Below are 19,872 nucleotides of genomic sequence, written 5' to 3'. Positions count from 1 at the left end.
CCGCCTTGCAATAGGCCGTCCATCGCGCCTTGACAGGGCCGGACCTGCGACCTAGCATGCCGCGCATCCCTTCTGGAGCACCTGTCGCTGATGCAACCCCAAGCTTTCTACCGCGCGGTGGCGGACGATTTCAACGCCGTCGACGTCATCATCAAGAAGCAACTGACTTCGCGCGTACCGCTGGTGTCGAAAATCGGCGACTACATCACGTCGGCCGGGGGCAAGCGACTGCGTCCTTTATTGGTGCTGCTGTGTGGCAAGGCCCTGGGCCGCGAAGGCGACGACCTGCGCCTGCTGGCCGCCACCATCGAATTCCTGCACACCGCCACCCTGCTGCATGACGACGTGGTCGACATGTCCGGCATGCGCCGTGGCCGCTCCACCGCCAACGCCATGTGGGGCAACGCCCCCAGCGTGCTGGTGGGTGACTTCCTGTACTCGCGCTCGTTCGAGATGATGGTCGAACTGGGTTCGATGCCGGTGATGCGCATCCTGTCCCAGGCCACGCGCGTGATCGCCGAGGGCGAAGTGCTGCAATTGTCCAAGGTTCGCGACGCCAGCACCACCGAAGAAGTGTATATGGAAGTGATTCGCGGCAAGACCGCGATGCTGTTCGAAGCCTCCACCCACAGCGCCGCGGCGCTGGCCGAGGCCTCGCCTGAGCAGGCTGAAGCCCTGCGCACCTTCGGCGACCACCTGGGCGTGGCCTTCCAACTGGTCGACGACCTGCTGGACTACAAGGGCGACGCCGAGACCCTAGGCAAGAACGTGGGTGACGACCTGGCCGAAGGCAAGCCTACCCTGCCGCTGATCTACACCATGCGCGAAGGCACGGCCGAACAGGCAGCCCTGGTGCGCAAGGCGATCCAGAAAGGCGGTATCGAAGACCTGGAAAGCATCCGCGCCGCCGTGGAAAGCTCTGGGGCGCTGGACTACACCGCCAACCTGGCCCGCGACTACGTGAAGCGCGCCATCGCCTGCCTCGACGCCCTGCCGCCAAGCGAATACCGCGATGCGCTGGTTGAACTGAGCGAATTCGCCGTAGCCCGCACGCACTAGATCGCGGCGCCTCGTTCCCGGGCAGAGCCCGGTCCTACACCGATCGCGGCAGTTGAATCAATGACATCAAGCTTTTAGCCTTTGGGGGCGCAGCAGGGAGACCTGCGGTGCCTCCAAGGGCTAATAGCTTTGCCTCCCTGACACTACTGCCGCGACCGGTGTAGGACCGGGCTCTGCCCGGGAACCAGACAACGCGATTAAAAACCCTATACAATGCGCGCCTTTATTTTGCCCGCACCGAGGATCCCGCGTGAGCACTCTGCCTGCCTGCCCCAAATGCAACTCCGAATACACCTACGAGGACGGCACCCAGCTGGTATGCCCCGAGTGCGCCCACGAGTGGTCGGCCGGCGGCGAAGCCGAAGCTGCCAGCGATGACGCGGTGAAAAAGGATGCCGTGGGCAACGTGCTGCAGGACGGCGACACCATCACCGTGATCAAGGACCTCAAGGTCAAGGGCACCTCCCTGGTGGTCAAGGTGGGCACCAAGGTCAAGAACATCCGCCTGTGCGACGGCGATCACGACATCGACTGCAAGATCGACGGCATCGGCCCGATGAAGCTGAAGTCCGAATTCGTCCGCAAGGTCTGACCTGACGAATGGTTGCGAGGCTGCCCGCTGCGGCCTCCGCCCCCCTCCTCTACCCCCGCTCGAGAAAATACCCGCGATAGAGCCTTGCTATTCTTTGAATAAGAATTATTCTCATTGAAACGCTTTCAAGGAGAACTATCATGACTTATCTCATCGACGCCTGGCTGGACCGGCCACAGCCCTACCTGCGCATCCTGCATCGCGAGACGGGGGAAGTGTGTGCGGTACTGGAGCAAGAAGCACTGGATGAACTGCGCGACCAGGGCGACCTGGACTTGTCGGGGTTGAACTCCAGCGAGCCGATCGTGCTCAAGGAGCTGGTGCGAAACCTGTTTCTGTTCTGCTATGCCCGAGCGTTGCGCCCAGTAAGCAGCCTGCATTGAATCGCAATCGTAGCCGCTGCCGCCAGGCTGCGCTGGCCCTGAGCCTCGCTGAAAATCTCCAGTGTACTCGGGGACCAGCGCAGCCTACGGCAGCGGCTACAGAGTCTTACAGTACGTCCAGCAGCTCTACGTCGAACACCAGCACGCTGTGCGGCGGGATGCTGCCAACGCCCTGGGCACCGTAGGCCAGTTCGCTAGGCACGTACAGACGCCATTTGCTGCCGGCGTTCATCAGTTGCAGTGCTTCAGTCCAGCCAGCGATCACGCCGCCTACCGGGAATTCAGCCGGTTGGCCACGCTCGTACGAGCTGTCGAACACGGTGCCGTCGATCAGGGTGCCGTGGTAGTGGGTGCGCACGCTGTCTTCACGCGAAGGCTTGGCGCCTTCACCGGCGGTCAGCACTTCGAACTGCAGGCCCGAAGCCAGGGTGGTGATGCCTTCACGCTTGGCGTTTTCAGCCAGGAACGCCAGGCCAGCGCCAGCGGCCGCTTCGGCCTTGGCAGCCGCTTCGGCTTGCATCACTTCACGGATCACCTTGAAGCTGGCAGACAGGTCGTCCTGGCTGACACGGCTGGCTTGGCCGTTGAAAGCGTCGGTCAGGCCGGCCAGGATCGCGTCCAGGCTGACACCCGGTGGCGGGTTGTCGCGCAGCTGGTCGCCCAGCTGACGGCCAATGCCGTAGCTGACGCGGGTTTCGTCTGTGGACAGGTTTACTTCGGACATCTTCGTGCTCCGCTGCAGGGCCCGGCAGCCGGCAACCATGACGTCACCTGCCTCCCCGGGCCCAAACCAAAAGGGCAAGCAGACTAGCACACTGAAATGGCCAGTCCAGCCTGCCCGGGCCGTCAGTGGCGGGAGCGAAAGGAGATAGGAACGCGCAGGTCCTCTTCGGCACTGGCACCCAGGCCGCACATTTCGTCGTGCACCGAACCGTGGATCAGGTGGAACGGCACCACGGGCAATGTGTGCAACAGGTCGCGGGCATGCTCCACCGAGCGCAAGTGCATGGCGTGCCCGCTCGCATCGTTGAGCGGGTGGGCCTTGCCATGCATGCGCGCTTCAAGCAGGTAGATGCCGCCTTCGAGCGAGATCAGGTTGAGCTCGTCGATCAGGCCGGCATTGGCGTGGGTGGTCAGTTCCTGAAAATTCATGACTGCACCTCAAATGATTTGTCTGGATACCGCTGCTCATTTTTCATACAGCGCCAGACAAAGCACAAGGCGGCCATCACACCGCCTGTCCGATACCGGTCAAATCAGTGCTTGGTCAGCTTGTCCAGGTATCCCATGGCGAACGCCGACACCACGAAGGTCATGTGGATGATCACGTACCACATCAGGTATTGCGGCTCGATGTTGCGCGCGTCCATGAACATGCGCAGCAGGTGGATGGAGGAGATGGCCACGATGGAGGCCGCCACCTTCATCTTCAGCGAGCTGGAGTCCATCTTGCCCAGCCAGCTGAGCTTTTCCTCGCCCTCGTCCACGTCCAGTTGCGAGACGAAGTTCTCGTAGCCCGAGAGCATCACCATCACCAGCAGGCCGCCCACCAAGGCCATGTCGATCATCGACAGCAACACCAGAATCAGGTCGGCTTCACCCATGGAAAACACGTTGGGGATGACGTGGAAGACTTCCTGGAAGAACTTCAACGCCAGCGCCAGCAGGCCCAGCGACAGGCCCACGTAGATGGGCGCCAGCAGCCAGCGCGAGGCGTACATGGTTTTTTCGATAAAGCGTTCCATTGAAAACGGCACCTGGGCGGTAAAATCGGGGAGCCGATTATACCTGCGCAAATGCCATTCCTGCCCCCCTGCGACCTGTAGCCGCGTGGGAGCGGGCTCTGCCCGCGAAAGGGCCACTGCAGTTCGTCAGGCGGATCGCGTTAGCCTTTTCGCGGGCAGAGCCCACTCCCACAACCAATAGTGGTCAGGAGGAACAGCGGTGACATCGCTCCCCATTGATCTTGCGCAGTTGCGCCTGCAAGTGCAGCGACCAGATCTGCGGGTCTCCCGCCACCTGGTAACCATGCAGCGTAAGGCTGTCGACAATGGCTTCCATCACCGACTCGGCCACCGTGGGGCCCGGGAAGGGGCCTTGGGATTTGATGGCGGAAGGCTGTTCGCCGGCCATGCCGGCGGCAAAAAGCAGAGTCCACATCCCGGTATCACCGGCCAGTGGGCGTATGCTGCATTCGATTCGGGTCACCAGACCCAGGCATTGGCGAGTAAGGCTGAGGTTGCGCGGCATGGCGTCGCTCCTCGGTAAAGCTTTTGCTTCAACCTTCGCTGGAAGGCTGTTTCAATCCTGCGACCCGTGGCTATCCTTGCCCTGAGGATAGAAGAAAACCTGCGCTGGCAAAATGCGACTGCGCGGTCAGGCGCCGAATGGTCATTCGGCGCCCTTCCGGGTTCAGGCTGGCTTGACCTGGGCCAGTTCGGCCTCGGCGTGCTCTTTCTCCGCTTCCTTGAGGTCTTCCTCGCTGATCATCTCGGCGATCTCGCGCAGGCGCTCCACGACGCGGGCGTTGACGCTGCCCTCGGGGAACTCACCGTTGGCGTCCGGCGAGCCGGCGTCCTCGCCCACCAGCAGGCTCAGAGCCTCGTCGGCCTGGCGCACGGCGTACACGTGGAACTGCCCGTCACGCACGGCCTGCAGCACCTTCTCGTCGAGCATCAGGGTGGCGACGTTGGCGTAGGGGATGATCGCCCCCTGCTCGCCCGTCAGGCCACGGGCCTCGCATAGGCGGAAGAAGCCTTCGATCTTCTCGTTGACCCCGCCCACCGCCTGCACTTCACCGAACTGGTTGATGGAACCGGTGATGGCGAAGCACTGCTTGAGCGGTGTGCGCGACAAGGCCGAGATCAGTGTGCACGCCTCGCCCAGCGACGCACTGTCGCCGTCCACGTAACCGTAGGACTGCTCCAGGGCGATGCTCGCCGAGATCGCCAACGGGAATTCCTGGGCGTAACGGCTGCCCAGGTACCCGGTCAGAATCATCACGCCCTTGGAGTGGATCGGCTGGCCCAGATTGACCTCGCGCTCGATGTCGACGATGCCGCTGCCACCCGGGTACACCGTGGCAGAGATACGCGCCGGCACGCCGAACGCCGAATCACCCACTTCCAGTACCGTCAGGCCGTTGCACTTGCCCACGGCGGCGCCATCGGTGTCGATCAGGATGATGCCCGCCAGCATGTCGTCGAGAATCCGCGCCGACACCCGCCCGGTGCGGGTGGCCTTGGCCCTCAGCGCGCGGTCGATGTGGCCGGCGTCAGTCATCTCGTCGTTGGCCAGGTGGCGAATGAAATCGGCCTCGCTGACCAGCTGGAACAGGTCGCCAATGCGCGCCGACAGGCGCCCCTGGTGCTCAGCCAGACGCGCGCTGTAGGTGGCCAGGCGCGCCACCGCATCGGCGGTCAGCGGCGCCATGCCCTCCTCCGAAGTGCGGGTCTTGAGCAACTGGGCGAACTGCTCCAGGCTCTCGTCGACCATGGGGATGTCTTCGTCGAAGTCCACCAGCACCCGGAACATCTCCTGGAAGTCCGGATCGGCGTCCTGCAGCGCGTAGTACAACTGGCGCGAACCGATGATCACCACTTTGACCTGCAGCGGGATCATCTGCGGCGTCAGGGTGACGGTCGCCAGGCGACCGTACTCGCCCAGCGGCGATTCCATCTTCAGCTTGCGCGATTGCAGGGCGCGTTTCAGCGCGTCCCACACAAAGGGTTCGCCCAGCATCTTCTCGGCTTCCAAAATCAGGAAACCGCCATTGGCGCGGTGCAGGGCACCGGGGCGCAACTGCCGGTAAGTGGTGTACAGGGCGCCCTGGTCGGTGCTGTATTCGATGCGGCCGAACAGGTTGTCGTAGGTAGGGTGCGGCTCGAACACCATCGGTGCGCCACCGTTGCCCGGATGGCCCACCACCAGGCTCGGCGCGTACTGCTCTTCAAGCAGTTTACGCGCCTGGGCGTCGGTCTTGCTGTCGTCCACCAGTTGCTCGACCACGGTCTTGAGCAAGTACACCTGCATGGCCTGCAGGTAAGCGCAGACGGCGGCGTTTTCCGCGTACTTCTCCGACAACGGCGCCAGCAGCGGTTGCAGGGCCAGGGTGATGGTCTCTTCGTTCAGCTGGCGCAGCTGGTTGCCGGACTCGCGCTTCCACTGCGGCAGGCTGGCCAGTTCTTCGTTGAGGCGCTCCTCAAGGTCCGAGATATCCTGGTGAAAGCGATCACGGTCGGCTTCGGGCAACTGGGCGAATTCGGCTTCATCCAGCGCCTTGCCGTCGAGCATCGGCGTGAAGGCGATGTTGCTGCTGTCGCGGTACAGGGCCACGTCCTTTTCCAGCGACAGGCGCTCGATCACGTCCAGGGCGCGGTCGTAGCGCTGGTTGAAGGCGCGGTCGATGGCGCTTTTTTTCTGTTGGTAGGACGGGTGCTCGAACACCGCCGGGAAGGTCGACAGCAGGTTGTCGATCAGCCCGCCGATGTCGGTCATGAAAGTGGTCGCGCTGCCCGCTGGCAGCTCCAGCGCGCGGGGTTCGCGGGGCTCGTCGAAATTGTTGACGTACACCCAGTCCGCCGGCGTCTTCAGGCGCTTGCCTTCGGCCTTGAGGTAGCGTTTGACGAACGAGAAACGGCCAGTGCCGGGCTCGCCCATCACGAATACGTTGTAGCCGGGGCGTGGCATGGCCACGCCGAATTGCAGCGCCTCTACGGCGCGTTCCTGGCCAAGCACACCGCGAAAGGGCTCCAGATCATTGGTGGTGGAGAAGCTGAACTGTTCAGCGGAAAACGGACGGGTCAGCGCTTCTGGCGCAAGACGCAAGCTGGCAGCAACAGGATCAGGCATCGGGCATCCTTACTTCGGCGGGGCAGATGACGGCATTCTGGCGCCGATAAGCGCCGCGCTGCAAGCGGCTTCCACCTGTAGCACCAACTGTCTGTGTGGGAGCGGGCTCTGCCCGCGAATGGGACGCTGCGGTGCATCTGAACCCATGCGGTGTGGCCTTCGCGGGTAGAACCCGCTCCCACAGCAGCAGAGCCTGCCCCCAGCAACACAGGGCACTTGAAATAGTCAGTTTTTCAGTGGAACTGTGAAACCCCGCCTAAACTCCAAACTGCGTCCTGGAGCCAGGCAGTCCCAGGCAATCCTGAACCTTTGGTTTTGCACCTTACAAAGAGAACAAAGCTATGAAACGGATTCTTCTGGGTACGCTGTTCACCGTTGTCTCGCTCAACGCCATGGCCCAGGCCCCTGGCGGTCCGGACTGCGGTTGGGGGAACATGCTGTTCGCAGGCCAACGCGGCACGCCGGCACACTTCCTGGCTTCCACCACCAACGGCACTTCGGGCAACGCCACCTTCGGCATGACCTCGGGCACCAACGGTTGCTCCACCAACGCGGCACTGACCTACGGCGGCAAGTCGTGGATCGCCATGAACGGCATGATGAACGAACTCTCCGAAGACATGGCCAAGGGTCAGGGCGAAGCGCTGACCACCTACGCCGTGGTACTGGGCGTGGCGCCACAGGATCGTGCCTACTTCGAATCCGTCACCCACCAGCACTTCCAGGACATCTTCACCACCGCCAACGTGACGGCGGACGATGTTCACGCCAACACCCTGCAGGTACTCAAAAGCGACCCACGCCTGGCCAAGTACGCGGCCGAGGCCTAAGCTCGAACCGCCCGCCCCTCGGGGCGGGATTTCCACGCCACTGCGGCACGCCTTTTCGTCCCTCTGACTTAGTTGCCAAAGATGCTCAAACGCCTCGCTTACCTGGCGCTCTGTGTCTGCGCCCCGCTGCATGCCGCACCTCACGTGGATCCATCCCGAATCACAGCCCTGGCGGCCGACCCGTACTGGATCGCCCTGGGCCACTACACACCGGCCAAATTCGGCGGCTGGCGCAGCTACGTCGATGACCGGCGGTTCTTCCTGGCGGCCGACGGTGCCCATCACCCGGACCAGGAACTGGCGGCCACAGTCGACGCGCTCTACGCGCCTGCCGCCAAAGGCGACCAGCACGCCCAATGCGTGTTCCCCGCCCGTACCCGCTGGCTGCGCCAGCAACTGAATCTGCAGGAATTACCCGCGCCCGACTGTGGTGACTTCCACAAGTGGTACAAGGAAATCTCGCCGCACCACACCGTGCTGGTGTTCCCCGCCGCCTACCTCAACAGCCCGTCGTCCATGTTCGGCCACACCCTGCTGCGCATCGACCAGGCCGAAGCGCGGCAGGACAAGACCTCGCTGCTCAGCTACGCGATCAATTTCGGCGCCTACATTGAAGGCAATGACAACAGCATCCTCTATGCCTGGAAAGGCCTGGCCGGCGGCTACCCGGGCATGTTCTCGCTGGTACCCTACCAGCAGAAACTGGCCGAATACCGCAGCCTGGAAAACCGCGACCTGTGGGAGTACCACCTCAATCTCACGCCCGAGGAAACCGGGCGCATGGTGGAGCATGTGTGGGAGCTCAAGCAGGTCCGCTTCGACTATTTCTTCTTCGACGAAAACTGCTCGTACCGCTTGCTGGAACTGCTGCAAGTGGCGCGCCCCAGCCTGCAACTGACCGGGCAATTTCCGCTGACGGCCATCCCCACCGACACGGTGAAAGCGGTGAAGCAGGCCGGCATGGTCGGCGAGATCGACTACCGCCCTTCGCGCGAACGTGAACTGCTGGCCCGCGCCAAACCGCTGAGCGCCGATGAGCAGCAATGGGTGCTGAAGGTGGCCGAGGACACCAATCAACTGCAAAACCCCACCTACAAGGCCTTGGCCGCCGACCGCCGCGCGTTGATCCAGGATGCGGCTTACCGACTGGAGCGCTACCGCGCCACTGCCCAGGAGCGTGACCCGGCGCGCACCCAGCGCAGCTTCCAACTGCTGCGGGCCATCAGCCAGAACCCGCCCCCGGAGCTGAACGTTGCGCGCCCGGGCCTGCCCGAAGACGGCCACGATTCGCGCACCTGGCAAGTGGGCGTAGGCAACCGCGACGGCAAGAACTTCGCCGAGTACGGGCTGCGCATGGCCTACCACGACCTCAACGACAACAGCGAAGGCTTCCCGCTGGGCGCGCAGATCGAAATCCTCAACATGAAACTGCGCCAGTACGCGGGCAACCGCTGGCAGGTACAGCGCCTGGACCTGGCCACCATCCGCTCCATGACCCCGCGCAACGAACTGCTGCAACCCTGGTCCTGGCAGGTCACCGGTGGCCTTGAGCGGGTGTTGGGCAAACACGGCGACGAGAACCTGGTCAGCCACGTCAACGGCGGCGCCGGCGGCACCTGGCAGCTGGGCGACAACACCCTGGCGTTCGCCCTGGGCACGGTGCGGGTGGAGCACAACAACGACTTCTCGGCCCTGGTCTCCCCCGCCGCCGGTTTCGACAGCGGCCTGCTGTGGAAAAACCGTCTGGGCAACCTGCGCCTTGAAGCCCAGGGCGACTACTTCCTCAACGGCGAGGTACGACGCACCCTGAGCCTGAACCAGCAATGGGAGCTGTCACGCAACCTTGGGCTGCGCCTGAGCGCCCAGCGCGACTTCAGCGAGCTTACCGGGCCGCGCAACGAGGTGATGCTGTCGCTCCAGTGGTATCACTACTGACAATTCCATCACACGGCCTTGACGCAGCGCCAACCAAATCGAACCTAGACTTGGCTCATGGGTCCACCGTTTGACCGTCGCAGTTTCCAGACGGGAGCGGTGGGCATGAAACGGGAGTCGGATCATGTGGCGCTGTGTGGTGGTGATGATGGTGGTGGCGCTGGCGGGATGCCAGTCAACCCATGAACAGATGATCAGCCAGGGGTACCCGCCGGGTTACGCCGACGGGTTCAAGGATGGCTGCGGCAGCGGGCGGGAAGCGGCTGGCGTGAATGGGTTCTTCCGCAAGGACGTGCCGCGCTATCTGAAAGAAAAGGTGTACGCCACCGGCTGGGACGACGGCTTCCGCCAATGCCAGGCCAGCGCGGCCAGCCAGCCTAACCAGAGCGACTGGAGCGTGCAGCACGGCGACGACCGCGAGCGGGCGTGGCAGCAACAAAAAACTCAGGGCGAAGGCCGGGCCTATCACCCCTGACCCCGTAGCCGCTGCCGCAGGCTGCGCTGGCCCTGTGCCTCACTGGATATCTTCAGGGTTCACGCCGGCCAGCGCAGCCTGGCGGCAGCGGCTACAGAATCAGGAGCGTGACATGAGTCGAGCGTTCGTCAACGAAGACCATGCCCAGGTCAGCCAGGCCGCCGAGCGGCGCGTCAGCGACCAACCCAATTACGTCACCCCCAGGGGCCTGGAATTGCTGCAGGCACGCCTGCGCGCTTTGCAGGGCGGCGATAACGAGCCGCAGCGGCTTGCCGACCTGCATTACTTCAGCCAACGCGTGCAGAGCGCCCAGGTGGTCATGCCCACTGACAACGGGAAAGTGCAGATCGGTAGTTGGGTGAGCTTTGCCGATGAAAACGGCAACGAACAACGGGTATGCCTGGTAGGCGAGGATGAGGCGGATGCGGCGCAAGGGCTGATCAACTGGGGTTCGCCGCTGGGGCGGGCGTTGATGGGTGCCCGGCAGGGCGATGAAGTGGTGTGGAAACGACCGGTGGGGGATATGCCCATCGAGATCGTCGCCATCGAATGCTTAGCCCCGTAGCCGCTGCCGCCAGGCTGCGCTGGCCCTGTGCCGCGCTGGAGATTTCAGGGTACATGCGGGCCAGCGCAGCCTGGCGGCAGCGGCTACGGGTTTTCGCCCGGCCATGAAAAACGGGGCCCGAAGGCCCCGTTCCTGTATTACGCCAGTTTCTTGTGGCGTACCCGATGCGGCTGGGCCGCTGCGTCGCCGAGGCGCTTTTTGCGGTCGGCTTCGTATTCGGTGTAGTTGCCTTCGAAGAACACCGCCTGCGAATCATCCTCGTACGCCAGGATGTGGGTCGCAACACGGTCCAGGAACCACCGATCGTGAGAGATCACAATGGCGGCGCCAGGGAAGTCCAGCAGGGCTTCTTCCAGCGAACGCAGGGTTTCCACGTCGAGGTCGTTGGACGGTTCGTCGAGCAGCAGGACGTTGCCGCCCTCCTTCAGGGTCAGGGCCAGGTGCAGACGGCCACGCTCACCACCGGACAGGTCCTTGACGAACTTCTGCTGGTCGCCGCCCTTGAAGTTGAAACGGCCGACGTAGGTACGCGACGGGATCTCGTAGTTGCCGATGCGGATGTTGTCCGAACCGTCGGAGATCTGCTGGAACACAGTCTTGCTGCCGTCCAGGTCGTCACGGCTCTGGTCCACGCAGGCCAGTTGCACGGTTTCACCGATTTCGATGCTGCCCGAGTCCGGCTGTTCCTTGCCCATCAGCATGCGGAACAAGGTCGACTTACCGGCACCGTTACCGCCGATCACGCCGACGATGGCGCCCTTCGGCATGGCGAACGACAGGTTATCGATCAGCACGCGGTCGCCGTAGCCCTTGGTGACGTTCTTGAATTCGATGACCTTGTCACCCAGGCGCGGACCGGCCGGGATGTAGATCTCGTTGGTTTCCGAACGCTTCTGGAATTCCTGCGACTGCATTTCCTCGAAGCGCTGCAGACGAGCCTTGGATTTCGACTGGCGGGCCTTGGCGCCTTTGCGCACCCACTCCAGCTCTTCCTTCATGGCCTTTTCATGGGCCGACTGCTGCTTGGATTCCTGGGCCAGACGGTCGGACTTGGCTTCCAGCCAACCCGAGTAGTTGCCCTCGTACGGGATACCGGCGCCGCGGTCCAGTTCCAGGATCCAGCCTGCCACGTTGTCCAGGAAGTAACGGTCGTGCGTGATCGCAACCACGGTACCCGGGAAGTCGTGCAGGAAGTGCTCCAGCCAGGCGACGGAATCGGCGTCCAGGTGGTTGGTCGGTTCGTCGAGCAGCAGCATGTCGGGGGCCGACAGCAGCAGGCGGCACAGGGCCACGCGGCGCTTTTCACCACCGGACAGGTGTTCTACCTTGGCGTCCCAGGCCGGCAGGCGCAGGGCGTCGGCCGCCACTTCCAGCTGGCGCTCAAGGTTGTGACCGTCGCTGGCTTGCAGGATGGCTTCGAGCTTGGCCTGTTCGGCGGCCAATTTGTCGAAGTCGGCATCCGGATCGGCATAAGCGGCATACACTTCATCCAGACGCGCCTGGGCGTCCTTGATGACGCTGACCGCTTCTTCCACCACTTCACGCACGGTCTTGGCCGGGTCAAGTTGTGGTTCCTGCGGCAGATAACCCACGTTGAGTTCGGGCATCGGGCGCGCTTCGCCGTCGAATTCCTTGTCAACGCCGGCCATGATTTTCAGCAGGGTGGATTTACCCGAGCCGTTGAGGCCCAGCACGCCGATCTTGGCGCCGGGGAAGAACGACAAGGAGATGTTTTTGAGGATTTCCCGCTTCGGCGGCACAACTTTGCTCAGCCGATGCATGGTGTAGACGTATTGGGCCATGAGTAACCTGGTGACAGTAGACAGATGAAGAATCCGCGAGAAGGCCAAAGCTACCGGAATGCGCGAAGCAGGGCAAACCGCCCGCAACCAGTAGTGGCACGTAGCCATAAAACAAGGCATGCTAGCCGCCCTTCGGGCGTACGGCTTATAGTGCGCGCTGTTTTCGGCCCCGCCCCTGTTTGCAGAGGGTTTTCGCGGCCTTCACCAGCCACATGCCACAGCCAGCCAGACCGCAGGATCACAGTTTGACCAACCTCAATCAGCCGTCTTCCCTGCGCTCCCCGGCCACTGCGTCCGGCGAACCGACGCGCGGTACGTTAAAGAGTGCCCTGGCGCTACTGGCGCTGCTGCTATTGACGCTGCTGGTCTGGCAGCTGGTTGACCAATTCAAGCACAGCGTTGCCGACCAGCGGCAGCGCACGGTGGAGTACACCGCCGTGCTGGGCGAGCACCTGGGGCTGAACATGGCCCTGGAAGGGCAGCAAGCCTTGTACCGCCTGACCGCCGGCGATGTGCAGACGCCTCAGGCGGTGCAAGCCCTGATGAGCCCGCGGTTGCCCGCCCTGCAAAGCGTGGCGCGCCTGGACAGCCAGGGCAACGTGTTGGCCGACAGCGCCGGCACGGGCCCGGCCCAGGACCTGGCCGGCCTGATCAAGCGCAGCCTGGGCCAGCACTTTCATTTCAGCCAAAGCCAGGACGGCCGCCAAGTGTACCTGCTGGTCAGCGCCAGCGAGCGCCCGGTGGATGGCTACTGGTTGCTGCGCCTGGACACCTCCATCTATTCCAGCCTGACCCACCGAGTGGACCCCACCGCCCTGCCCCGCTGGCTGCTGGAAAGTCGCGAGCCCAACTTGGTACTGCGGCGTGACCCGCGCAGCACCGAGCAAGGCCTGGCCCTGAGCGCCCGCGAGCAGGCCCAGAGCGTCACCACCGTGCCGCTGCCCAATACCGACTGGCAACTGCGCACCCTGTTCGACCAGCACGAAACCGAGCTGCAACTGCTGCCCGCGTTGATCGGCAAGTTCCTGCTGCTGGGTGCCTGCTCGCTGTTGCCACTGGTGGCCCTGTTCAACCTGCGTCGCCGCCAGCGCTTGCTGCATGAAGGCCGCCGTCGCTACCACGACATATTCGAAGGCACCGGCGTTGCCCTGTGTGTACTCGACCTGCGGCCCCTGCAGGACCAACTGGCCGCCGCCCAGGTTGGCAACCCGGCCGAACTGGACGCATGGCTGGCCGCGCACCCGAACCAACGCGAGCAATTGCTGCAGCAACTGCGGGTGACCGAAGTCAACCAGATGGCCCTGGGCCTGCTCAATGTCACCGACAGCCATGGCGCCTGGCAACGCCTGTTCGGCCTTGACCGCCTGGACGGCGCCAGCATGGGCCGGCAATTGCTGGACACCCTGCTCAGCGACCAACAGGAACTGGAAACCGAAATCCGCATCGCCGACCGCCTGGGCCAGGACCAGTACCTGTGGCTGACCTTGCGCCTGCCGCACGCCACCGGCGACTACGGCTCGGTGATCCTGAGCATCAACGACGTCACCAGCCGCAAAAGCGTCGAGCTGTCGCTGGTGGAACGCGAGGGCTTCTGGTCGGACGTGGTGCGCACCGTGCCCGACCACCTGTACGTGCAGGACGTGCTGAGCCAGCGCATGATCTACAGCAACCACCATCTGGGCCAGACCTTGGGCTTCAGCAAGGCCGAGCTGGCGCAGATGGGCGAATACTTCTGGGAGATCCTGCTGCACCCCGAAGACGCCAGCGACTACCAGCGCATGCGCCTGGCCCGCCGCCAGGACGCCGAGCTGCAACTGCTGCAATGCCAACTGCGCTTCAAGCACAAGGACGGCCGCTGGCTGCGCTTCGACATCCGCGAACAGGCCCTGGCCCGCGACAGCGACGGCCGGGTGACGCGCATCATCGGCGTGGCCAAGGACGTCACCGAGCAGATCGAGGCCAGCGAATCCCTGCGTGACAGCGAACAGCGCTACCGCATGCTGGCTGAAAGCATCAGCGACGTGATCTTCTCCACCGACAGTAAGTTGGCCCTCAACTACGTCAGCCCCTCGGTACAGGCGGTACTGGGCTACGACGTGCCGTGGGTGTTCGACAACGGCTGGCAATCGACCATCGCCAACCCGCAGCAACTGACCGGCATCTACCAGTTGATCGAGCAGGTCAGCCAGGTGCTGGACAAGCCCGAGGAACTGGCCGCCCTGCGCAGCCAGCTGACCACGCAACTGTTCGTGCTCGACTGCCTGCGCGCCGACGGCCGCAAGATCCCCATCGAACTGCGCCTGGTGCTGGTGTGGGACGACCACGGTACCTTCGAAGGCATCCTGGGCGTGGCCCGCGACATCAGCCAGCAGCGCCGCGCCGAGAAAGACCTGCGCATGGCCGCCACGGTATTCGAGCACTCCACTTCCGCCATCCTGATCACCGACCCGGCCGGCTACATCGTGCAGGCCAACGAGGCCTTCAGCCGCGTCAGCGGCTACGAAGTGGCGCAGGTGCTGGACCAGTTGCCCACCATGCTCACCGTCGACGAGCAGCAGCAGGCGCACCTGAGCTACGTGGTCAAGCAACTGCACAGCCGCGGCAGCTGGGAGGGCGAGGTGTGGCTCAGGCGCCGCAGCGGCGAGCACTACCCGGCCTGGGTGGGCATCACCGCCGTGCTGGACGATGAAGGTGACCTGGCCAGCTACGTGTGCTTCTTCAGCGACATCAGCGAGCGCAAGGCCAGCGAACAACGCATCCACCGCCTGGCCTACTACGACGCGCTCACCCACCTGCCCAACCGCACGCTGTTCCAGGACCGCCTGTACAACGCCCTGCAGCAGGCCGAGCGGCAGAAGTCGTGGGTAGTGCTGATGTTCCTCGACCTGGACCGTTTCAAGCCGATCAACGACTCCCTGGGCCACGCCGCCGGCGACCGCATGCTCAAGGAAATGGCCATCCGCCTGCTGGCCTGCGTCGACGACGAAGACACCGTGGCGCGCATGGGCGGCGACGAGTTCACCCTGCTGCTGCAACCGCGCAACACCCGCGAGGCCGCGCTCAACCGCGCCATCCACGTGGCCGAGCAGATCCTGGCCAGCCTGGTGAAGCCGTTCGTGCTGGAAAACCGCGAGTTCTTCGTCACCGCCAGTATCGGCATCGCCCTGAGCCCTCAGGACGGCAGCGAGCTGAGCCAGCTGATGAAGAACGCCGACACGGCCATGTACCACGCCAAGGAACGCGGCAAGAACAACTTCCAGTTCTACCAGGCCGACATGAACGCCAGCGCCCTGGAGCGCCTGGAGCTGGAAAGCGACCTGCGTCATGCCCTGGAGCAGAACGAGTTCGTGCTGTACTACCAGCCGCAGTTCAGCGGCGACGGCAAGCGCCTGACCGGTGCCGAAGCGCTGCTGCGCTGGCGCCACCCGCGCCGCGGCCTGGTGCCGCCGGGCGACTTTATCCCGGTGCTTGAAGAGCTGGGGCTGGTGGTGGACGTGGGCGACTGGGTGCTGACCGAGGCCTGCCGCCAGCTGCGCGCCTGGCACCAGGCCAAGGTGCGGGTGCCCAAGGTGTCGGTGAACATCTCGGCGCGGCAGTTCTCCGACGGCCAACTGGGCACGCGCATCGCCAACATCCTCAAGGAAACCGGCCTGCCGCCGGCGTGCCTGGAGCTGGAGCTGACCGAAAGTATCCTGATGCGTGAAGTCAACGAAGCCATGCAGATCCTCGACAGCCTGAAGTTTTTGGGCCTGAGCATTGCGGTGGACGACTTCGGCACCGGCTATTCGTCGCTCAACTACCTCAAGCAGTTCCCCATCGATGTGCTGAAGATCGACCGCACCTTCGTCGACGGCCTGCCCGAAGGCGAGCAGGACGCGCAGATCGCCCGCGCCATCATCGCCATGGCCCACAGCCTCAACCTGGCGGTGATCGCCGAGGGCGTGGAAACCCATGAGCAGCTGGACTTTTTGCGTGAGCATGGTTGCGACGAGGTGCAGGGCTACCTGTTTGGCCGGCCGATGCAGGCCAGCCGCTTCGAGGCGCAGTTCAGCAATGACGCCCTGTTCATGTTCGACTGAGCATCGCGTCGCGTCGTTCGCGGGCAGAGCCCGCTCCCACAGGTACGGGGGCACCGCAGATTTGTGTGGGAGCGGGCTCTGCCCGCGAAGGGCGCACCACCGCTGCCCCTGCATGAACACCACTCGTCAACGCAATGACTGCCTTTCATATGCCAGATAAAACGCGATGGGGTAGAATGCGCGCCTGATCACCTTTTTCCAGCACGATCCTTGAGGACCGCCATGTTCAGCCGTGATTTGACCCTTGCCAAGTTCGACGCCGATCTCTTTGCCGCCATGGAGCAAGAAGCTCAGCGCCAGGAAGAGCACATCGAGCTGATCGCCTCGGAGAACTACACCAGCCCAGCCGTCATGGAAGCCCAAGGCTCGGTACTGACCAACAAGTACGCCGAAGGCTACCCAGGCAAGCGCTACTACGGTGGCTGCGAGTACGTCGACGTGGTTGAGCAACTGGCCATCGACCGCGCCAAAGAGCTGTTCGGCGCCGATTACGCCAACGTTCAACCGCACGCCGGTTCCCAGGCCAACGCCGCTGTTTACCTGGCCCTGCTGCAGGCTGGCGACACCATCCTGGGCATGAGCCTGGCCCACGGCGGTCACCTGACCCACGGCGCCAGCGTTTCCTCGTCGGGCAAGCTGTACAACGCTGTCCAGTACGGCATCGACGCCAACGGTCTGATCGACTACGACGAAGTCGAGCGCCTGGCTGTTGAACACAAGCCGAAAATGGTCGTGGCCGGTTTCTCCGCCTACTCGCAAGTGCTGGACTTCGCCCGCTTCCGCGAAATCGCCGACAAGGTGGGTGCCTACCTGTTCGTCGACATGGCCCACGTGGCCGGTCTGGTCGCCGCTGGCGTCTACCCTAACCCTGTGCCTTTCGCCGACGTGGTCACCACCACTACCCACAAGACCCTGCGCGGTCCACGTGGCGGCCTGATCCTGGCACGCGCCAACGCCGACATCGAGAAGAAGCTGAACTCCGCGGTATTCCCAGGCGCCCAGGGCGGCCCACTGGAGCACGTCATCGCCGCCAAGGCCGTGTGCTTCAAGGAAGCGCTGCAGCCTGAGTTCAAGGCTTACCAGCAACAAGTGGTCAAGAACGCCCAGGCCATGGCCAGCGTGTTCATCGAGCGCGGCTTCGACGTGGTGTCGGGCGGTACTCAGAACCACCTGTTCCTGCTGTCGCTGATCAAGCAGGAAATCTCCGGTAAAGACGCCGACGCAGCCCTGGGCAAAGCGTTCATCACCGTGAACAAGAACTCGGTGCCTAACGACCCACGCTCCCCATTCGTCACCTCGGGCCTGCGCTTCGGCACCCCGGCCGTGACCACTCGTGGCTTCAAGGAAGCAGAGTGCAAGGAACTGGCTGGCTGGATCTGCGACATCCTGGCAGACCTGAACAACGAAGCGGTGATCGACGCCGTTCGCGAGAAGGTCAAGGCCATCTGCGCCAAGCTGCCGGTTTACGGCAACTGATAGCGTGATGATGTGAAAAAGCCCGGCTCAGTGAGCCGGGCTTTTTTTTGTCTGCACGACACTCGTAGCCGCTGCCGCCAGGCTGCGCTGGCCCGCGTGAACCCTGAAGATCTCCAGTGAGGCCTAGGGCCAGCGCAGCCTGGCGGCAGCGGCTACGGGTTAGCGCACCATCACGATTCGGCCGGCGCTGGTGGTGGCGCCGGCGCCCGGGGTCTGCTGCAAATAGCCCAGCAATGCATCAAGGTCAATCAGGCGGGTGTCCACCCGCTGGGTGCCTTGCTTGAACACGCCAAAGCGGTCCCCACCGTCAGCCAGAAAACTGTTCATCACCACGCGGTAGCTCTTGCTCGCCTGCACAGGCTTGCCATCCAACATCAGGCTGCCCGGCACCACCTTGTCCCCACTCTGACGGGTGTGGTCCCAGCGATAGCTGAACCCATGGGAAACCTGCAACGGGTTGAAGTCATCCGCCTGCCACTGCTGGTTGAGCAACTGCTGCAACTGCGCCCCCGTGAGGCTCATCAACACCAACGTGTTGTTGAAGGGCTGCACACTGGCGACCTGGGCGTAAGTGAGCTGGGTCTGCCCCGGCGACAGGATCAACTGGTTGCGGATACCGCCCTGGTTGGTGAAGGCGATCTGCGCACCCAGCTTGCGGGTCATGGCCAATTGGGCGTCGGTGATCAGATCCCCCAGCGGCGACTCACCGTTGATATCGGCCGCAGCGGTGATCTTAGGGGCGCCAGGCGTGCCCACCGGGCGCAGCAGCACAGTGTTGCTGCGCGCTTCCACGGCTTGCTGCAACGCCGCCATCTTCGCATCGGGCGGGTATTTAGCCGGGTCTGCCAGCAGGTTCTGCGCCTGGATGGCGGTAACCTGGTGGGTACCGGGCGTCACTTCCAGCGTCAGATGGGTGAGCAGGTGACCGTAGGAACTGCCCTGGGTCACCAGCAGTTTACCCACCTTGCACAGGTAGCCCTGATGCGAGTGGGCCGAGATCAGCACGTCCACGGCAGGGTCCAGACGCTGGGCCACGTCTACGATATCGCCCTGCAAGTGCGAGCAGTCGGCCTTGTCGTAAGGCTCCGGTGTGTCGCCGCCCTGATGCACCACCGCGACGATGGCGTTGACGCCCTGGGCCTTGAGCTCGGGGATCACCGCATTGACCGCGTCAGCTTCATCCGTCGCCTTCAACCCCTGCATACCCTTGGCACTGACCACCTTGGCCACGTCCCGCAATACCGCCCCTACGAACGCCACCTTCACCCCGTGCACGGTTTCAATGCGGTAAGCGGGCAGCAACGGCCTGCCCGTGTCAGTATCGATCAGGTTGGCCGCCAGGTAGGGAAAGCCGCCACCGGGGAAATTGGCCTGGAATTGGCAGGCTTTATCCGGCCGTGGTGATTGGCAGCCGCCGCTCATCTGGCGCAGGAACTCGGCCTTGCCGTTATCCAGCTCATGGTTGCCGATGGTGCTGAATTTCAGGCCCATGCCGCGCAGCGCCAGCAAGGTCGGTTCATCCGCCCACATGGCCGACAAGGGCGGGCTGGCCCCGACCAGATCACCGGCGCCGATAAACAGCAATTGCGGGTCCTGGGCACGCAGCTGGTCAAGCATGCCGCCGAGTGTGGCAATACCACCGGCCTCCACCCGCTGCACCTGCCCATTGCCATCCTTGTACGCATAGCGGTTGGCCTGCAGGTAGCCATGCAGGTCATTAATGGCAACGATATTCACCGCCACCGGTTTGGGCGGTGCCGACACACAGCCGCTCAGGGCCAGCGCCAGCGCGGTGGCTTTCAACACTCGATGCATTGCACTCTCC

The 19,872-nt window shown here is 63.6% G+C and carries 16 protein-coding genes; 9 read left to right on the top strand and 7 right to left on the bottom strand.

The genetic code is table 11. The features are described 5' to 3' along the window. Nucleotides 1-90: 90 nt before the first annotated feature. The 3 genes from ACZ9GA_RS00780 to ACZ9GA_RS00770 all read left to right on the top strand — a co-directional run bounded on the left by ACZ9GA_RS00780 (nucleotide 91) and on the right by ACZ9GA_RS00770 (nucleotide 2,034). Nucleotides 91-1,059: a polyprenyl synthetase family protein gene (locus ACZ9GA_RS00780; protein ID WP_457357851.1), complete on the top strand. Its 969-nt coding sequence runs from the start codon at nucleotides 91-93 to the stop codon at nucleotides 1,057-1,059. 250 nt (nucleotides 1,060-1,309) lie between these two features. Next, nucleotides 1,310-1,651 (top strand): zinc ribbon domain-containing protein YjdM, encoded by a 342-nt coding sequence (locus tag ACZ9GA_RS00775; protein ID WP_027981204.1) that lies wholly within the window; start codon nucleotides 1,310-1,312, stop codon nucleotides 1,649-1,651. 140 nt (nucleotides 1,652-1,791) lie between these two features. Beyond that, nucleotides 1,792-2,034: a PA4570 family protein gene (locus tag ACZ9GA_RS00770; RefSeq protein WP_457357853.1), complete on the top strand. Its 243-nt coding sequence runs from the start codon at nucleotides 1,792-1,794 to the stop codon at nucleotides 2,032-2,034. Between the two features lie 106 nt (nucleotides 2,035-2,140). On the opposite strand, the gene ACZ9GA_RS00765 is transcribed toward ACZ9GA_RS00770, so the two are convergent. From ACZ9GA_RS00765 to ACZ9GA_RS00745, 5 genes are all read right to left on the bottom strand, one after another. Further along, nucleotides 2,141-2,758, bottom strand: coding sequence for an FKBP-type peptidyl-prolyl cis-trans isomerase (locus ACZ9GA_RS00765; RefSeq protein WP_457357855.1), 618 nt, complete (start codon nucleotides 2,756-2,758; stop codon nucleotides 2,141-2,143). 122 nt (nucleotides 2,759-2,880) lie between these two features. Further along, nucleotides 2,881-3,186 (bottom strand): DUF6482 family protein, encoded by a 306-nt coding sequence (locus tag ACZ9GA_RS00760; protein WP_027981201.1) that lies wholly within the window; start codon nucleotides 3,184-3,186, stop codon nucleotides 2,881-2,883. A gap of 104 nt (nucleotides 3,187-3,290) precedes the next feature. After that, nucleotides 3,291-3,779: a TIGR00645 family protein gene (locus ACZ9GA_RS00755; RefSeq protein WP_457357858.1), complete on the bottom strand. Its 489-nt coding sequence runs from the start codon at nucleotides 3,777-3,779 to the stop codon at nucleotides 3,291-3,293. 184 nt (nucleotides 3,780-3,963) lie between these two features. Then, on the bottom strand, nucleotides 3,964-4,284 hold the full coding sequence (locus ACZ9GA_RS00750) for a PA4575 family protein (protein ID WP_416426968.1): 321 nt from the start codon (nucleotides 4,282-4,284) through the stop codon (nucleotides 3,964-3,966). Nucleotides 4,285-4,446: 162 nt separating this feature from the next. Beyond that, nucleotides 4,447-6,885, bottom strand: a complete 2,439-nt coding sequence (locus ACZ9GA_RS00745) for a Lon protease family protein (RefSeq protein ID WP_457357861.1) — start codon at nucleotides 6,883-6,885, stop codon at nucleotides 4,447-4,449. Nucleotides 6,886-7,226: 341 nt separating this feature from the next. On the opposite strand from ACZ9GA_RS00745, the gene ACZ9GA_RS00740 reads away from it, so the two are divergent. The 4 genes from ACZ9GA_RS00740 (at nucleotide 7,227) to ACZ9GA_RS00725 (ending at nucleotide 10,690) form a co-directional block, all read left to right on the top strand. Then, complete coding sequence (locus ACZ9GA_RS00740) at nucleotides 7,227-7,715, top strand: DUF3015 domain-containing protein (protein WP_457357863.1); 489 nt, start codon at nucleotides 7,227-7,229, stop codon at nucleotides 7,713-7,715. A gap of 81 nt (nucleotides 7,716-7,796) precedes the next feature. Further along, complete coding sequence (locus ACZ9GA_RS00735) at nucleotides 7,797-9,650, top strand: Lnb N-terminal periplasmic domain-containing protein (protein ID WP_457357865.1); 1,854 nt, start codon at nucleotides 7,797-7,799, stop codon at nucleotides 9,648-9,650. Nucleotides 9,651-9,774: 124 nt separating this feature from the next. Further along, complete coding sequence (locus tag ACZ9GA_RS00730) at nucleotides 9,775-10,125, top strand: hypothetical protein (protein ID WP_457357867.1); 351 nt, start codon at nucleotides 9,775-9,777, stop codon at nucleotides 10,123-10,125. Between the two features lie 112 nt (nucleotides 10,126-10,237). Next, nucleotides 10,238-10,690 carry a GreA/GreB family elongation factor gene (locus ACZ9GA_RS00725; protein ID WP_457357868.1) on the top strand — a complete coding sequence of 151 codons (453 nt, stop codon included), beginning with the start codon at nucleotides 10,238-10,240 and terminating at the stop codon, nucleotides 10,688-10,690. Between the two features lie 137 nt (nucleotides 10,691-10,827). Here ACZ9GA_RS00725 and ettA read toward each other — a convergent pair whose 3' ends face one another. Beyond that, complete coding sequence (gene ettA, locus ACZ9GA_RS00720; protein ID WP_416426973.1) at nucleotides 10,828-12,492, bottom strand: energy-dependent translational throttle protein EttA; 1,665 nt, start codon at nucleotides 12,490-12,492, stop codon at nucleotides 10,828-10,830. A 245-nt stretch (nucleotides 12,493-12,737) separates the two neighbouring features. On the opposite strand from ettA, the gene ACZ9GA_RS00715 reads away from it, so the two are divergent. Together ACZ9GA_RS00715 and glyA are read left to right on the top strand one after the other, a co-directional pair. Continuing rightward, nucleotides 12,738-16,571 (top strand): sensor domain-containing protein, encoded by a 3,834-nt coding sequence (locus ACZ9GA_RS00715; RefSeq protein WP_457357870.1) that lies wholly within the window; start codon nucleotides 12,738-12,740, stop codon nucleotides 16,569-16,571. Nucleotides 16,572-16,793: 222 nt separating this feature from the next. Further along, on the top strand, nucleotides 16,794-18,047 hold the full coding sequence (gene glyA, locus ACZ9GA_RS00710; protein WP_457357872.1) for a serine hydroxymethyltransferase: 1,254 nt from the start codon (nucleotides 16,794-16,796) through the stop codon (nucleotides 18,045-18,047). Between the two features lie 159 nt (nucleotides 18,048-18,206). Here glyA and ACZ9GA_RS00705 read toward each other — a convergent pair whose 3' ends face one another. Beyond that, nucleotides 18,207-19,862: a bifunctional metallophosphatase/5'-nucleotidase gene (locus ACZ9GA_RS00705; protein WP_457357874.1), complete on the bottom strand. Its 1,656-nt coding sequence runs from the start codon at nucleotides 19,860-19,862 to the stop codon at nucleotides 18,207-18,209. Between the last annotated feature and the right edge of the window lie 10 nt (nucleotides 19,863-19,872).

The sequence above is a fragment of the Pseudomonas sp. TE3644 genome (genome assembly GCF_056278815.1).
The sequence above is the reverse complement of the archived record's forward strand: the minus strand, read 5'-3'. Positions and strand labels throughout refer to the sequence as shown.

Coding starts and splice junctions, on each gene's coding strand:
- ACZ9GA_RS00780 (WP_457357851.1), top strand. CDS start 91: ATGCAACCCCAAGCTTTCTACCGCGCGGTGGCGGACGATTTCAACGCC.
- ACZ9GA_RS00770 (WP_457357853.1), top strand. CDS start 1,792: ATGACTTATCTCATCGACGCCTGGCTGGACCGGCCACAGCCCTACCTG.
- ACZ9GA_RS00765 (WP_457357855.1), bottom strand. CDS start 2,758: ATGTCCGAAGTAAACCTGTCCACAGACGAAACCCGCGTCAGCTACGGC.
- ACZ9GA_RS00760 (WP_027981201.1), bottom strand. CDS start 3,186: ATGAATTTTCAGGAACTGACCACCCACGCCAATGCCGGCCTGATCGAC.
- ACZ9GA_RS00755 (WP_457357858.1), bottom strand. CDS start 3,779: ATGGAACGCTTTATCGAAAAAACCATGTACGCCTCGCGCTGGCTGCTG.
- ACZ9GA_RS00750 (WP_416426968.1), bottom strand. CDS start 4,284: ATGCCGCGCAACCTCAGCCTTACTCGCCAATGCCTGGGTCTGGTGACC.
- ACZ9GA_RS00745 (WP_457357861.1), bottom strand. CDS start 6,885: ATGCCTGATCCTGTTGCTGCCAGCTTGCGTCTTGCGCCAGAAGCGCTG.
- ACZ9GA_RS00740 (WP_457357863.1), top strand. CDS start 7,227: ATGAAACGGATTCTTCTGGGTACGCTGTTCACCGTTGTCTCGCTCAAC.
- ACZ9GA_RS00735 (WP_457357865.1), top strand. CDS start 7,797: ATGCTCAAACGCCTCGCTTACCTGGCGCTCTGTGTCTGCGCCCCGCTG.
- ACZ9GA_RS00730 (WP_457357867.1), top strand. CDS start 9,775: ATGTGGCGCTGTGTGGTGGTGATGATGGTGGTGGCGCTGGCGGGATGC.
- ACZ9GA_RS00725 (WP_457357868.1), top strand. CDS start 10,238: ATGAGTCGAGCGTTCGTCAACGAAGACCATGCCCAGGTCAGCCAGGCC.
- ettA (WP_416426973.1), bottom strand. CDS start 12,492: ATGGCCCAATACGTCTACACCATGCATCGGCTGAGCAAAGTTGTGCCG.
- glyA (WP_457357872.1), top strand. CDS start 16,794: ATGTTCAGCCGTGATTTGACCCTTGCCAAGTTCGACGCCGATCTCTTT.
- ACZ9GA_RS00705 (WP_457357874.1), bottom strand. CDS start 19,862: ATGCATCGAGTGTTGAAAGCCACCGCGCTGGCGCTGGCCCTGAGCGGC.